Annotated in this window: 12 protein-coding genes; 4 read left to right on the top strand and 8 right to left on the bottom strand. The window is 67.9% G+C overall.

The genetic code is table 11. The features are described from left to right. Positions 1–181: 181 nt before the first annotated feature. Complete coding sequence (locus ACF8O7_RS18920; protein WP_016447349.1) at positions 182–2047, bottom strand: phosphoenolpyruvate carboxykinase (GTP); 1866 nt, start codon at positions 2045–2047, stop codon at positions 182–184. Between ACF8O7_RS18920 and ACF8O7_RS18915 the strand changes: the two genes are divergently transcribed. After that, positions 2031–2282 (top strand): hypothetical protein, encoded by a 252-nt coding sequence (locus ACF8O7_RS18915; RefSeq protein ID WP_126311565.1) that lies wholly within the window; start codon positions 2031–2033, stop codon positions 2280–2282. The two genes, ACF8O7_RS18920 and ACF8O7_RS18915, sit on opposite strands and share 17 nt — an antisense overlap. A gap of 92 nt (positions 2283–2374) precedes the next feature. Here the strand turns inward: ACF8O7_RS18915 and ACF8O7_RS18910 are convergent, their stop codons facing one another. Further along, positions 2375–2524, bottom strand: coding sequence for a hypothetical protein (locus tag ACF8O7_RS18910; RefSeq protein ID WP_016447350.1), 150 nt, complete (start codon positions 2522–2524; stop codon positions 2375–2377). A 90-nt stretch (positions 2525–2614) separates the two neighbouring features. Further along, the gene (locus ACF8O7_RS18905; RefSeq protein WP_126311566.1) at positions 2615–3814 is read right to left on the bottom strand and encodes a threonine ammonia-lyase; all 1200 of its coding nucleotides are present in this window, start codon (positions 3812–3814) and stop codon (positions 2615–2617) included. 135 nt (positions 3815–3949) lie between these two features. Here ACF8O7_RS18905 and ACF8O7_RS18900 point away from each other — a divergent pair, with 135 nt between their 5' ends. Both ACF8O7_RS18900 and ACF8O7_RS18895 read left to right on the top strand, forming a co-directional pair. Next, the gene (locus ACF8O7_RS18900; protein WP_016452245.1) at positions 3950–4978 is read left to right on the top strand and encodes an AraC family transcriptional regulator; all 1029 of its coding nucleotides are present in this window, start codon (positions 3950–3952) and stop codon (positions 4976–4978) included. A gap of 107 nt (positions 4979–5085) precedes the next feature. Next, positions 5086–6201, top strand: coding sequence for a siderophore-interacting protein (locus ACF8O7_RS18895; RefSeq protein WP_126311567.1), 1116 nt, complete (start codon positions 5086–5088; stop codon positions 6199–6201). A gap of 45 nt (positions 6202–6246) precedes the next feature. Here ACF8O7_RS18895 and ACF8O7_RS18890 read toward each other — a convergent pair whose 3' ends face one another. Then, the gene (locus ACF8O7_RS18890; RefSeq protein WP_074921187.1) at positions 6247–7767 is read right to left on the bottom strand and encodes a class I adenylate-forming enzyme family protein; all 1521 of its coding nucleotides are present in this window, start codon (positions 7765–7767) and stop codon (positions 6247–6249) included. Positions 7768–7812: 45 nt separating this feature from the next. Further along, positions 7813–9507, bottom strand: a complete 1695-nt coding sequence (locus ACF8O7_RS18885) for an acyl-CoA dehydrogenase family protein (RefSeq protein WP_126311568.1) — start codon at positions 9505–9507, stop codon at positions 7813–7815. A 45-nt stretch (positions 9508–9552) separates the two neighbouring features. Here ACF8O7_RS18885 and ACF8O7_RS18880 point away from each other — a divergent pair, with 45 nt between their 5' ends. After that, positions 9553–10206, top strand: a complete 654-nt coding sequence (locus ACF8O7_RS18880) for a TetR/AcrR family transcriptional regulator (protein ID WP_016452241.1) — start codon at positions 9553–9555, stop codon at positions 10204–10206. Between the two features lie 26 nt (positions 10207–10232). On the opposite strand, the gene ACF8O7_RS18875 is transcribed toward ACF8O7_RS18880, so the two are convergent. The 3 genes from ACF8O7_RS18875 to ACF8O7_RS18865 form a co-directional block, all read right to left on the bottom strand. Then, the gene (locus ACF8O7_RS18875) at positions 10233–11411 is read right to left on the bottom strand and encodes a cell wall metabolism sensor histidine kinase WalK (protein ID WP_016452240.1); all 1179 of its coding nucleotides are present in this window, start codon (positions 11409–11411) and stop codon (positions 10233–10235) included. Then, positions 11396–12121, bottom strand: a complete 726-nt coding sequence (locus tag ACF8O7_RS18870) for a response regulator (protein ID WP_016447358.1) — start codon at positions 12119–12121, stop codon at positions 11396–11398. Before ACF8O7_RS18870 ends, ACF8O7_RS18875 begins: the two co-directional genes overlap by 16 nt. A 132-nt stretch (positions 12122–12253) precedes the next feature. Continuing rightward, complete coding sequence (locus tag ACF8O7_RS18865) at positions 12254–13258, bottom strand: fimbrial protein (protein ID WP_212645568.1); 1005 nt, start codon at positions 13256–13258, stop codon at positions 12254–12256. Positions 13259–13485 lie beyond the last annotated feature (227 nt).

The raw sequence follows: 13485 nt of genomic DNA, 5'->3' as shown, positions 1-13485 counted from the left end.
GCGAGGCTTTTTCCATGGGTCGAGAGCTACTCAGGGATTCATTGTTCTGTGCATCTTCCACAGTCCATGAAACGGGCGCTGCCCAAAGCAAGGGGCACCGAGGAAGGGCCGCCCCGCACCGAGGGTGCCGTCCCCCCCGCGAAGCGAGAGGGGGAAACGGCGTAGCCGCTCAGGGGGAGCTTTATGTCCCCAGGCGCTTTTCCAGTTCGGCCTTGGTCACCAGCAGCTCCTGGGGCAGCTTGTGGGCCAGCTTGTCGAAGTGCTCGGTGTGCAGCTGCATTTCCTCGGCCCAGGCGGCCTTGTCGATGCTGGTCACGCTGGCGAACTGGTCGGCGGAGAAGTCCAGGCCGGTCCAGTTGATCTCGGCGTACTGGGGCGCAATGCCGAAGGCGGTCTGCTCGCCCTGTGCCTGGCCTTCGAGGCGGTCGATCATCCACTTGAGCACGCGCATGTTCTCGCCGTAGCCGGGCCAGACGAACTTGCCGTCGGCATTCTTGCGGAACCAGTTGGTGGTGAAGATCTTGGGCAGGGCCGCGCCCTGGGCCTGGATCTTGGCGCCCAGCGTGAGCCAGTGCTGGAAGTAGTCGCTCATGTTGTAGCCGGCAAACGGCAGCATGGCGAAGGGGTCGCGGCGCACCACGCCCTGGGCGCCGAAGGCGGCGGCCGTGGTTTCCGAGCCCATGGTGGCGGCCATGTAGACGCCTTCGGTCCAGTTGCGGGCCTCGGTCACCAGCGGCACGGTGGTGGAGCGGCGGCCGCCGAAGATGATGGCGTCGATCTTCACGCCCTTGGGATCGTCCCAGGCTTCGTCCAGCGCGGGGTTGTTGGTCGCGGCCACGGTGAAGCGGGCGTTGGGGTGGGCGGCCTTGGCGCCGGTCTCGCGGGCGATCTGGGGCGTCCAGTCCTTGCCTTGCCAGTCGATCAGGTGATCGGGCAGCTTGCCGGTGTCCTTGTCCATGCCTTCCCACCACACGTCGTTGTCGTCGGTCAGCGCGACGTTCGTGAAGATCACGTTCTTGTCGAGGCTGGCCATGCAGTTGGGATTGGTGTGATAGTTCGTGCCCGGGGCCACGCCGAAATAGCCGGCTTCGGGGTTGATCGCGCGCAGCGAGCCGTCGGCCTGGGGCTTGATCCAGGCGATGTCGTCGCCGATGGTGGTGACCTTCCAGCCTTCGAAGACCTTGGGCGGCACCAGCATCGAGAAGTTGGTCTTGCCGCAGGCGCTGGGGAAGGCCGCAGCCACGTGGTACTTCTTGCCTTCGGGGTTGGTCACGCCCAGGATGAGCATGTGCTCGGCCAGCCAGCCCTGGTCGCGGCCCATGGTGGAGGCGATGCGCAGCGCAAAGCACTTCTTGCCCAGCAGGGCGTTGCCGCCGTAGCCCGAGCCATAGCTCCAGATTTCGCGCGTCTCGGGGTAGTGGACGATGTACTTGGTCTTGTTGCAGGGCCAGCTGGTCTGGTCCTTCTCGCCTTCGGCCAGGGGCGCGCCCACGGTGTGCACGCAGGGCACGAACTCGCCTTCCACGCCGATCACGTCATACACGGCACGGCCCATGCGGGTCATGATCTTCATGTTGACGGCCACATAGGCGCTGTCGGACAGCTCCACGCCCACGTGGGCGATGGGCGAGCCCAGCGGGCCCATGGAGAAAGGCACCACATACATGGTGCGGCCGGCCATGCAGCCGTCGAACAGCGGCTGCAGCGTGGCGCGCATCTCGTTCGGGGCCATCCAGTTGTTGGTCGGGCCTGCGTCTTCCTTGTTGGCCGAGCAGATGTAGGTGCGGTCCTCGACGCGCGCAACATCGGACGGATCGGACCAGGCCAGGTAGCTGCCGGGGCGCTTGACGGGATCGAGCTTCTTGAAGGTGCCGGCATCGACGAGCTGCTGGCACAGCTGCTCGTATTCCTCCTGCGAGCCATCGCACCAATGGATTTTGGCGGGCTTGCACAGTGCGGCCATCTCGGCCACCCAGGCGATCAGGCGGCTGTTCTTGACATAGGCGGGGGCCTGGATGTTCAGGCCTTGCATGACGGGTGCGTTCATCGCGGAGCTTCCTTCAATTGAAAAAACCAGTTTTTCAAAGGGGACGCGCCTGCTGCACCGCGCCAACTTTGAGAAACGGGCTCTCGTTCAGTCGGCGCGCGAAGGAAGCTCTTCTCTGGGCGGCGAAGCGGCGCTGGCGGAAGCTGGCGGCGCACCGGCTGGGGATTCGATTCTAGGGAGCGGTCACGAATTTGTCAGCAAACGAATGGCAAAAACTATGCATTCTATGCATTGAAGTATGCAATATGAACGATGAAATTGCCTGTTGAAAAGGCAAGCAAAAAGCCCCGCAAAGCGGGGCCTGGTGCAGGGGCAGGAGGGCCGGAATCAGGCCATGTTGACGGCAATGAAGGCCAGCAGAAACATCAGCACGGCGCCTGCCAGGGGCAGGATGACAGGCATGTAGGGGACGACGGCCTCGGTGGCGTCTTCGGGGGCCGGCTGCTCGCCGTGGTGCGCTGCGGGATCGTGCGTCATGCAAAAGCTCCTGGCTTGCCAATGGGGATGCCTGATTCTAGGCAGGCCTGTCCCCTGGCGCCTTCGGGGAAAGCCATGACACCGGGCCTGCTAGACGGCATTGACCTGCATGCCTTCGGCCTGAAGGGCGGCTATGACCTCGTCGATATGGGCCTTGTTGCGCGTCTGCAGCACCAGCTCGATTTCCACGCTCTGTGCGGCCAGCATGGTGAAGGCGCGCTGGTGGTGGACTTCCTCGATATTGGCGCCCGCTGCAGCCACCGTGGCCGTGATGCGCGCCAGCACGCCGGGCACGTCGCGCGCGCTGACCTTGATGCGCGCCAGCCGCCCGGAGCGCACCATGCCGCGCCCGATGATGGCTGCCAGCAGCAGCGGATCGATATTGCCGCCCGACAGGATCATTCCCACCTTCTTGCCCGCAAAGCGCTGCGGATGGCGCAGCAGCGCGGCCAGGCCTGCGGCGCCCGCGCCTTCGACCAGGGTCTTCTCGATCTCCAGCAGCATGAGCACGGCCTGCTCGATATCGCCCTCATCGACCAGCAGCATGTCGTCCACCAGGCGCGATACGACTTCCTGCGTGATCGCGCCGGGCTGGGTGACGGCAATGCCTTCGGCGATGGTCGAGGTGCCCATCGGCAGCTCGGCCTGGCGCACGGCATTGAACATGGACGGAAAGCGCTGGGTCTGCACGCCGATGATTTCGATGTCCGGGTTCAGCCCCTTGGCCGCCGTGGCCACGCCCGCGATCAGGCCGCCGCCGCCAATGGCCACGACCAGCAGGTCCAGATCCGGCTGTTCGGCCAGCATTTCCAGCGCCAGGGTGCCCTGGCCCGCCGCGATCTGCTCGTCGTCATAGGGATGGACAAAGCACAGGCCCTGCTGCTCGGCCAGCGCGTAGGCGTGCTGGCGCGCCTCGGCCAGGGAGTCGCCGTGCAGCACGACCTCGGCGCCGAAGCCGCGCGTGCGCTCCACCTTCACCCCCGGCGTGAAGCGCGGCATGACGATGACGGCACGCACCCCCAGGCGCTGCGCGTGGTAGGCCACGCCCTGTGCATGGTTGCCGGCGCTCATGGCGACCACGCCGCGCGCGCGCTCCTCGGGCGAGAGCTGGGCCAGCTTGTTGAGGGCGCCGCGTTCCTTGAACGAGGCCGTGAACTGCAGGTTCTCGAACTTGAGATACACCTGCGCGCCCGTGATCTGGGACAGCGTGCGCGATTCCACGCAGGGCGTTTCGAGCACGGCGCCGCGCAGGCGGCCGGCGGCGTTCTGGATGTCTTGGAGGCTGAGCATGGCGCATTGTGGCGCACACGCGGGCCTGCGCGCGCCAGGCCATGCAATGGATTCCCCGCAGCCAGCGTGGTGCAGGGGGCTTTCATAAAATAAGAATCATTCTTGTCTGTGGGGCGCGCACCGCTCCGGCTGGCCATGGCTTTCTCCTCTGTCCAAACACCTGCACGCCCTCCGCGCTGGCTGGGGCGGGGCACGCTGCGTGCCTGTGATTTCAGCGGGCCCGACTACCGCATCCTCGATGCCGAGGTCACGGCACAGGATGCGCTGCTGGCCGGGCACCTGCAGGCCTGGCAGGTCCAGCCCGGCCTGTGGCTGCATGGCGTGGAAGCCCGCGACCTGCGCACCATGAGCACGCGTTCGCCGGCCGTGCCGGGCCTGCACATGGTCGTGCTGCTGGAGGGGTGCGTGGACGTGGCCTTCGGCAACCAGGGCCTGCAGCTGCAGGTGGCGCCCGCCAGCGCCGCCGGTGCCCATGTGCAGGCCTGCGGGGCCGTCATCCACACGCGGCCCGGCGACATGTTCATGCGGCAGTGGCGGCGCGGCAAGTTCGAGCGCAAGCTCAGTATCACCGTGCAGCCGCAGTGGTTTGCCGCACAGACCCTGCCCATGGCGGCGCCGCCGCTGCTGCAGCACTGGATGGAGCAGCAATTGCTGGCCATACGGCCCTGGCAGCCCTCGCCGCGCGCCGTGGCGGTGGCCGAGCAGATCATCCAGCTGGCACGCGAGGGCTCGGCGCCCTTGCTGCTGGCCAGCCGCACGCTGGAGCTGGTGCACGAGGCCGTGCAGTCCCTCGAGGTGCCCGAGCCCGATCCGGCGCAGACCGTGCCGGGCGTGCTGGGCGTACGCGAGCACCGGCGCATGGCGCGCCTCAAGGCCCTGCTGGACAGCGGCGGCGACGGCTGCCGCACGCTGGCCGAGATCGCACGCGAAGTGGGCCTGAGCGCCAGTGCGCTGCAGCGCCAGTTCCGCCTGGCCTATGGCTCCAGCATCGACGAGTACCGGCGCGAGCAGCGGCTGGCGCGCGCCTGGGCCGCGCTGGAGCAGACGGGCTGCAGCGTGGCCGAGGTCGCGCATGGGGCCGGCTATTCCAGCGCGGCCAACTTTTCCACGGCCTTCAAGCGCCGCTTCGGCATCTCCCCCAAGCTGGTGCGTGCCCGGGTCTGACGCCCGGCGGGCGTCTTTGGCGCGTGGCGCAAACATCGGCAGGCCTGCCGCAAAGCCTGCTTGCGCCAGGCGGTGCTGCAATCTGGCAAAAGAAAGGACATACGCGAATGACACAGCTGCAGGCGCGCACCTCGGTGCACATGGACAGGCCCGACGAAGCCATTGCCGCCATCGTCGGGCACATGCAGGAGCACGACATCACCGTGCGCCGCGAAGGCACGCGCTGGGTGGCCGACTACGAAGGCGGCCGGGGCCAGCTGTGGCTGGAGGGCCGGCAGGTGCATGCCGAGGTGGCCGCGCCCGGCGTGGAACTGCTGCAGGACATGAAGCTCATGCTGGCCCACCTGCTGCTGGAGGCCACGGGCGCCGCCGACGGCTCCCTGGCCTGGGAGGGTGTCGGCGCCGCGCTGCAGCGCCCGCCGGCCTTCCGTGAACTGCGGGTGCTGGCCGTGCACGACCTCACGCCGCACATGCGCCGCGTGCGCTTTGCCTGCGACGACATGGCGCGCTATGCGCAGGACACCCACATCCACGTCAAGCTGCTGTTCCCCCAGCCCGGCGTGACCGAGCCCGAATGGCCCACGCTGTCGGCCAGCGGCCTGCTGCGCCTGCCCGAGGGTGACATGCGCCTGGACATGCGCACGTACACCATGCGTGCGATGGGAATGGCCCAAGACGGCGCCAACGGATGGATCGACGTGGACTTCGTGCTGCACGAGGATGCCGGCCCCGGGTCGGCCTGGGCCGCGCGCGCCCAGCCGGGCCAGCGCATCGGCATGACCGGCCCCGGCGGGCGCACGGCCACCCCGGCCGACTGGATGCTGCTGGCCGGCGACGACACCGGCCTGCCCGCCATGCTGCGCATCGCGGCGGCCCTGCCCGCGCATACGCGCGGCCATGTGTTTGCCGAAGTCCAGTTTCCGCAGGACGAGCAGCCCGTGCAGGCGCCCGAAGGACTGCAATGGCACTGGCTGCACCGTGGCGCTGCCGAGGCCGGGACCACCACGCTGCTGATCGACGCGCTGCGCGCCGTGGAATGGCCCGTGCCTTCGCCCGGGGCCTCCCCCGCCAGCCGCTTCGTCTGGGCCGCTGGCGAGTTCGACACCGCCCAGGCCGTGCGCCAGTGGGCGCGCGAGGAGCGCGGGCTGGAAAAGCACGAGCAGCTGGTCGTGGCCTATTGGCGGCGCGGCATGAGCGAGTCGGATTTCAAGGCCGCGAAGTAGGCCGCGAAGCAGGTCGCGAAGCAGGCCACGCAGGGGGCCGGCGCCTCAGGGGGCGCTGCGCTCCTGACGCAGCAGGAATTTCTGCAGCTTGCCTGTGGGCGTGCGCGGCAGGCTGGCCGCAAAGACGAATTCACGCGGGATCTTGTAGCGCGCCAGCCTGTCGGCCAGGAATTGCTGCAGCGCCTCGGTATCGGGCGCGGTCTCGCCGCGCAGCACCACATGGGCGATGACGGTCTCGCCCCATTCGGGGTGGGGCCGGCCCACGACGGCGACGTCGGCGACCTGGGGATGGGCCGAGATCGCATCCTCCACCTCCTTGGAATAAACGTTCTCGCCCCCTGTGATGACCATGTCCTTGGTCCGGTCCACGATGAAGAGATAGCCCGCATCGTCCAGGCGTGCAAGATCGCCCGTGCGGTACCAGCCGCCGGGCGCGAAGGCGGCGGCCGTGGCCTGGGCGTCGTGCAGGTAGCCGTCCATCACGCTGCCGGTGCGCAGCCAGATCTCGCCGGTGTCGCCCGGGCCGGCATCCTCGCCGTCGTCGCGCACCACGCGCATGTCCACGCCGGGCAGGGCCACGCGGCCGATGGAGCCGGCCCGCTCCACCTGCTCCTCGGGGTAGAGCGTGGTGCCCGTGGGGCCGGTCTCGGTCATGCCGTAGACCTGGTAGAAGCGGTCGCTGCGGTAGGCCGTGGCCAGCTTGCGCGCCATGTCGGCGCCGATGGGGCCGCCGCCGTAGACCCAGGCGCGCACGCTGCTCAGGTCGTAGCGGGCAAAGTCGGGCAGCATCTGCAGCGGCGCGAAGTAGGAGACGGGGGCGCCGAAGTACAGCGTCACGCCCTCGTCCTGCACGGCCTGCAGGAAATGCTGCGGGTGGTACTCGCGCAGCAGCACCACGGTGCCGCCCATGTACAGCGTGCCGCCAAACCAGTTGTTGAGCGGCGAGGAATGCCAGATGGGCATGGCCATCAGCGTGCGTTCCTCGCGCGTGATGGACAGGCCCAGCGCGGCCGTGATCGCCGCCAGCGTGACGGCGCGGTGGCTCAGCAGGCAGCCCTTGGGCCGGCCCGTGGTGCCGGAGGTGTAGAGCACCTGGGCGATGTCGCCATCGGCGGGCCGCGCGCCTTCCAGGGGCCTGGCGGCCGCCACCAGCGTGTCCCAGTCCTGGACACCCGGGACGGCCTCTTGCGCCTCGGTCACAAGGCGGGCGCAGGGGTGTGGCGCGGCGGCGACCACGGGCGCGAGTGCGGCGTCAAACACCAGGGCCTTGCACTGCGCGTGGCCGAGGATGTACTGCAGCTCGGGCGCCTGCAGCTTGTGGTTGACGGGCACCAGCGCGGCGCCCAGGCGCCAGGCGCCGAACAGGGCTTCGACAAAGCCCGGCGTGTTCAGGCACATCAGGGCCACGGTATCGCCCCGGCCCACGCCCTGGGCCTGGAGGACGGCGGCAGCGCGCTGCGAACGCCGCTGCATGTCGGCATAGCTGATGGAGGCGCCGCGGTCGCGCAGAAAGGCCTTGGCAGGCGTCTTGCGCACGGCGCTGTCGAAGGCGTCGAGCAGGTTCATGTCTTGTCTCCTTGTGCTTTGTTGTGTGGCGGGCCGGCCACCGCTTCAGGCGGGCAGCGCGCGCTGCAGGATGGCGGCAATGTCCAGGCCTGCGGGATCGAAGGCGCCCGCCACCATGGCGCCCTGCTGCGCGCCCAGGCGCGTGGCGATGAAGCCGTCGGCCATGGCGGGCGGCGCATGGCGGCGCAGCAGGCAGGCCTGGGCCAGCAGCACCAGGTCCTGCACCAGGCGGCGTGCCTGGGCCTCGAGCTGGTCAGGCGGGCCGGACAGGCGCCGGGCCAGCGACTGCGCCTGCTGCAGCAGCGCGGGCTCGCCCGCCGCCGTGTCGATCAGGTCCTGCAGCAGCAGCTGCGCGCCGTCGGGCTCGCGCGAGATGGCGCGCAGCACGTCCAGGCACATGACGTTGCCCGAGCCTTCCCAGATCGAGTTCACGGGCGCCTCGCGGAACAGGCGCGCCATCACGCCCGTGTCCACATAGCCGTTGCCGCCCAGCACCTCCATGGCCTCGCCCGTCAGCTCCACGCCGCGCTTGCAGACCCAGAACTTTGCCGCTGGCGTCATGATGCGTTTCCAGGCGCGCTCCAGCGGATCGCCCTCGTCGCCTCCACGCTCGTAGGCCTGGGCCAGGCGCATGGCGATCTGCAGCGCGGCCTCGCTCTCCAGCGCCAGGTCGGCCAGCACGCTGCGCATCAGCGGCTGCTCGGCCAGCCGCTTGCCGAAGACGCTGCGCCGGCGCGCATAGGCCAGGGCCTGCACCGTGGCCGAGCGCAGGATGGCGGCGCTGCCCAGCACGCAGTTCAGGCGCGTGTAGGTGGCCATCTCGATGATGGTGGGAATGCCCCGGCCTTCCTCGCCCATCAGGATGCCCCAGGCGTCCTCGAACTCCACCTCGCTGCTGGAGTTGCTGCGGTTGCCGACCTTGTCCTTCAGGCGCTGCACGCGCACCGCATTCTTTGTGCCGTCGGGGCGCCAGCGCGGTACGTAGAAGCAGGCCTGCCCACCGCCTTCCCCCATGCGCGCCACCACCAGGTGGGCATCGCACATGGGGGCCGAGAAGAACCACTTGTGGCCGCGCAGCAGGTACTCGCCGCCACGCCCGCCGGCGTACACCGGCATGGCCACCGTGGTGTTGGCGCGCACGTCGGAGCCGCCCTGCTTCTCGGTCATGCCCATGCCCAGCCACATCGACGCCTTGTCGGCCACGGGCAGGTCGCGCGGATCGTATTCGTGGCTGAACAGCTTGCCCTGCAGCTGCTGCCACAGCGCCGGTTCCTTTTGCAGCAGCGGGATGGCGGCCGTGGTCATGGTGGCCGGGCACAGCGTGCCCTGTTCGACCTGGCCGTGCAGGTAAAAACCTGCGGCCCAGGCGCTCCAGCGGCCCGCGCTGCTGTCCTCGAAGGGCAGGGAGATCAGCCCCTGCTGCCGGTATAGTCCCAGCAGCGCATGCCAGCTCGGGTGGAACTCCACGGCGTCGATGATGCGGCCGCGTGCGTCGAAGCGGTGCAGCTCGGGCGTGTGGCGGTTGGCCTGCTCGGCCAGCTCCCAGGTGGCGCGCTCGCCCAGCTGCTGCGCATAGCGCGACAGCGAAGGGATGTGGCGCGCAGCGCCGCTGCGCTGCAGGGCATCGGCCAGGGCAGGGTCGGCCTCCAGCAGGTTGAAGTCGGTGAGTTCGTCGACCTGGTTCAGGACGTCGTGCGTGTTCCAGGTGTGCCCTGTCTGCAATGTCTGGCCGGTGCTCATGCGTGTCTCCGTGATCGTGGGTCTCAACGCAAAAGTCTAGGAAAAATGCCCAGCAAAGGTGTTCGGGTTTCACGGCAGCAGCCGCAGCCGCCCAAAGTGCGGCGCCGCCCCCTGCAATCGCGCGCGCAGGCCACCTCGCAGGCGCTGCAGGACGCCTTTGTTCGGCTTGTGATCGAGCAGGGCTACGAGCGCACCACGGTGCGCGAGGTGGCGGCCGTGGCCGGCGTGGGCCTGGGCACCTTCTACGAATACTTCGGCAACATGGACACGCTGGCGGCCATGTGCATCCACCGCCAGGTGCAGGCCCTGCATGCCCAGGGACTGCAGACGCTGCAGGGATGCGCCGGCATGGCGCCGGCCACGCGCGTGGACCGGCTGCTGGACACCTTGGTGGACGGCATTGCGCGCGAGGCGCCGATGTGGGCTGCGCTGTTCATGCTCGAGCGCAAGGTGTCCGCGCCCGAGCCCTTCCGGCGCCACTACCAGGCCTATGTGCAGCTGTGGGCCATGGCGCTGCAGGACTGCGATCCGCCGCTGCCCGAGCCGGCCCAGCCCCTTGCGCGGCTGCTGCACACGATGACCTATGGCTGGGTGTCGCAGTCGCTGCTGGCGCTGGGGCCGCAGCAGACGCCGCAGCAACTGCGCGAGCCGCTGGGCTGGGCCATTCATGCGCTGCTGCGCAAGGCGCAGGCTGCGTAGTCCCTCAGGGCCCAGGGGCCCGAGACTCAGATGCGCGGAAAGCGCAGCGTGAAGCGGGCGCCGCCCCGCTCGGAATCGTCGGCCTCCACGCTGCCGCCCTGGGACAGGGTCAGCGCCTTGACGATGGACAGGCCCAGGCCAGAACCCTCGCGGCGGCGCTTGCCGGGCACCTGGGCAAAGCGCTGGAAGGGATGGGCGCGCAGCTCGCTGGGCAGGCCGGGGCCTGCATCGCTGATGCGCAGCACGGTCCAGGCGCGGCCTTCGATATCGGACTCCACCGTGAGCGCCACGCCCAGCCAGGCGCCGCTGGCCGCATGGCGCATGGCGTTGCTGACCAGGTTGGAGAGGATCTGGCGCATGCGGTCGGCATCGGCGCGGATGTCGGTCATGCCTTCGTCGGTGGGGCCGGGCAGGGACAGGTCCAGCTGCATGCCGTGCTGCTGCAGCTGGGGGTGGAGCTGGTCCAGCGTCTCGGCCACCAGCAGGGTCAGGTCCATGCGCTGCTTTTGCAGCGAGAGCTGGCCTGCATCGGCCATGGACAGCGTGTGCAGGTCGTCCACCAGCCGGCCCAGGTGCTCGACCTGGGACAGCAGGGTGTTCAATTCGGTGTCGTCCGCCGCGATGACGCCATCGCAGATGGCATGCAGTCGCGCCTGCAGCACCGTCAGCGGCGTGCGCAGCTCATGCGAGATCGAGGCCGCCGTGGCGCGGCGCTCGGTCTCCAGCGTCTCCAGCGAATCGATCATGCGGTTGAAGGCCACCACCATCTCGGCCATCTCGCCGTGGGCCTTGCCGGGCAGGGCGCGCGCGCTGAAGTCGCCCAGCTCCACGCGCTTGGCCACCTCGACCATGGACGCCAGGGGCCGCGTCACCAGGCGAGACACCCAAAAGCCCACGGCCAGTCCGAAGGGCAGGCACACCAGCAGGCCGATGACCAGCGACCATTTCTCGCCGAACAGCAGATCGCCCGTCCAGTACTGGCCATAGATCTGCATGGCGCGCGGGCTGTCCTCCAGCGACTGGGCGTTGAGTTCGTCCAGCTCGATCTGCACGGCCGGCGGCAGGCTGTTGTAGAAGTCGCGGTACTGGATCTCGGAGAACACCAGCACGCCGATGGCCAGCAGGGCGATGGTGCTGAGCACTGTGGCCGTGATCCACAGGCCGAAGCGCACCCAGATGCGGTTGGGCCTCAGTCCCAGGGCCATAGCCGGTAGCCGATGCCACGCACGGTTTCGATCAGGCCTTCCTGGCCGGCCAGCTGCAGCTTGCGGCGCAGCTTGGACAGGTGCGAGTCGATGACGCGCTCCAGCGCATCGCTCTCGGGCAGGCAGTGCTCGATCAGGTGGGAGCGCGAGAAGCAGCGCCGGGGCTGGGCCGCCAGGCAGGCCAGCAGGCGGAACTCGGTCAGCGTCAGGGGCAGTGGCAGGGCGCGGCCCTCGTTGTCGTAGACCACGGCGCTGTGCGCCTCGGTATCGATCTCGATGGGGCCCACGCGGATGGGCGCGGGCGCCGGGTTCTTGCGTGCCTGGGTGCGGCGCAGCACGGCGCGCACGCGGGCCACCACCTCGGGCGGATTGAAGGGCTTGACCACGTAGTCGTCGGCGCCCAGGCGCAGGGCCAGCAGCTTGTCCACATCGTCGGCCAGGGCCGTGACCATGATCACGGGCGTCTGGCTGTCATCGCGGATGGCGCGCAGCACGTCGATGCCATCCATGCCGGGCAGGTGGATGTCCAGCAGCACCAGATCGGGCCGCAGCTGGCGGAACAGCTGCAGAGCCTCCTGCCCGTCCGAGGCCATGCGCGAACGCAGCCCGTCCCGCTCGAGATAGGCCGTCAGGATGCTGGCGATGGCGGGCTCGTCTTCGACGACGAGCACGAGGGGGGTGGTTGCCGTTGGCTGTGCTGTGGAGTTCATGGGAAAGCTGGCAGGGCCAAGCGCACATTATGGTGCGATGCCCTGCGAGCCGCAGCCCTCCATATTGGCTCCACGAAGTCTGCAATCGCGCGCAAGGCTGGCGCTGTTCATTTCCTGCAGGCCCATCAGCGGCTATTGGTAGCTCATCGTGAAGGTCGCCCTGCCATAGGCCACGCCAGGTGTCACGCTGCCGGCTGTCTGCACCAGGCGCGCGCTCAGCGGAATCTTCAGGCTGTTCTGCCCCTGTGCGACCTGGCCCGCATTCCATTGGTTGGCATTGCCCAGGCTACCGGAGTCGGGGCCGAAGCTCACGGGCACGTTGTTTCTCAGTACCTGTATGCCGACACCCCGGGCCTTGGAGTTTTGGGCCAGCGTCAGCGTGCTCGATCGGTTGGTCGCCTGGGTGGCGTCCGTCAGCGTGATGAAGGCGGTCAGGCGTGTATTGGCTTCGCCTCCCGCGCAGGTCAACTCGATGCTGAAGTCCTTGGCTGCCGTGACGGTCCCGATTCCCTTGAAATCGGCGAACGGGGCGGGGGCCATGGTCACGTCGATCTTGCCCGTGGACACCCGGCAGGTCGGCGGCCTGGGGCGGCTGCTGACGTTGACGGTGATGCCACTCGAAAAGAATACCGTGGCCAGCAAGTCACGGGCATTGCTGGTCCCAGAGTAGATTCGTGCGAAGCTGCCATTCAGGAAACCGCCAGATGTGAGTTCCCCGGTTTTCACGAGCTCGAGGGTCATGTTGTTGCTTGGCAGTGAATGGAATATGCCCTGTTTCAGCATGGACCCTGAATAAGGCGCGGCTCTTTCCCACGTGATTCTCATGCCCAGGTTGGGAATGGAGGTGGAATATATTCCACCGCTTTCCGTTCCAATGCCTTCTATGTAATAAAAATCATTGTCGCAAGAAATGTGGTAGCTGCCGGCCCCGGTATTTTGCAAAGCCATTGTCCTGGAATAGACAACGCTGCCAATCGGATAATTTTCGTTGACGATGGTGGGGGTGTTGGCCGAACCCGGAAACTGGGCATTCCAGCCCTGGGAGGAACAACGGGCCCAGGATGAAATAGGGGCCATGAAGAAAATCAAGAGGAGCGGCATGGCCAATGCATGGCGCAAGATGGCTGTGAAAGGCATGCTGTGGACTCCAGCCAGGAAGATATGGATCAATGTCCTTGGGACAGGCGGCACCGGGCGCGATATCCGGTCAATATACCGACCTGTATGCGGCATTGGAATCGGAGTGTTCTGAAAATAAACTCGGAATCATCCGAGTCCGCGGTAATCTGGCGCGGTCCGCGACTGACTCCCGCCCGGGATGGGCAAGAGAGGCTTGCGCACGGCGCCGCGTTCTCCATGTTTCC

The sequence above is a fragment of the Delftia sp. WSY_16 genome (assembly GCF_043104415.1).
GTDB lineage: Bacteria > Pseudomonadota > Gammaproteobacteria > Burkholderiales > Burkholderiaceae_C > Comamonas > Comamonas tsuruhatensis.
Note: the sequence above shows the minus strand (reverse complement) of the source record. Positions and strands in the feature narration are given on the sequence as shown.

Bases quoted from the DNA above. Each gene is read 5' to 3' on its own strand.
- ACF8O7_RS18915 (WP_126311565.1), top strand. From the start codon at position 2,031: ATGACGGGTGCGTTCATCGCGGAGCTTCCTTCAATTGAAAAAACCAGT.
- ACF8O7_RS18900 (WP_016452245.1), top strand. From the start codon at position 3,950: ATGGCTTTCTCCTCTGTCCAAACACCTGCACGCCCTCCGCGCTGGCTG.
- ACF8O7_RS18905 (WP_126311566.1), bottom strand. From the start codon at position 3,814: ATGCTCAGCCTCCAAGACATCCAGAACGCCGCCGGCCGCCTGCGCGGC.
- ACF8O7_RS18865 (WP_212645568.1), bottom strand. From the start codon at position 13,258: ATGCCTTTCACAGCCATCTTGCGCCATGCATTGGCCATGCCGCTCCTC.
- ACF8O7_RS18895 (WP_126311567.1), top strand. From the start codon at position 5,086: ATGACACAGCTGCAGGCGCGCACCTCGGTGCACATGGACAGGCCCGAC.
- ACF8O7_RS18880 (WP_016452241.1), top strand. From the start codon at position 9,553: ATGCCCAGCAAAGGTGTTCGGGTTTCACGGCAGCAGCCGCAGCCGCCC.
- ACF8O7_RS18875 (WP_016452240.1), bottom strand. From the start codon at position 11,411: ATGGCCCTGGGACTGAGGCCCAACCGCATCTGGGTGCGCTTCGGCCTG.
- ACF8O7_RS18920 (WP_016447349.1), bottom strand. From the start codon at position 2,047: ATGAACGCACCCGTCATGCAAGGCCTGAACATCCAGGCCCCCGCCTAT.
- ACF8O7_RS18885 (WP_126311568.1), bottom strand. From the start codon at position 9,507: ATGAGCACCGGCCAGACATTGCAGACAGGGCACACCTGGAACACGCAC.
- ACF8O7_RS18870 (WP_016447358.1), bottom strand. From the start codon at position 12,121: ATGAACTCCACAGCACAGCCAACGGCAACCACCCCCCTCGTGCTCGTC.
- ACF8O7_RS18910 (WP_016447350.1), bottom strand. From the start codon at position 2,524: ATGACGCACGATCCCGCAGCGCACCACGGCGAGCAGCCGGCCCCCGAA.
- ACF8O7_RS18890 (WP_074921187.1), bottom strand. From the start codon at position 7,767: ATGAACCTGCTCGACGCCTTCGACAGCGCCGTGCGCAAGACGCCTGCC.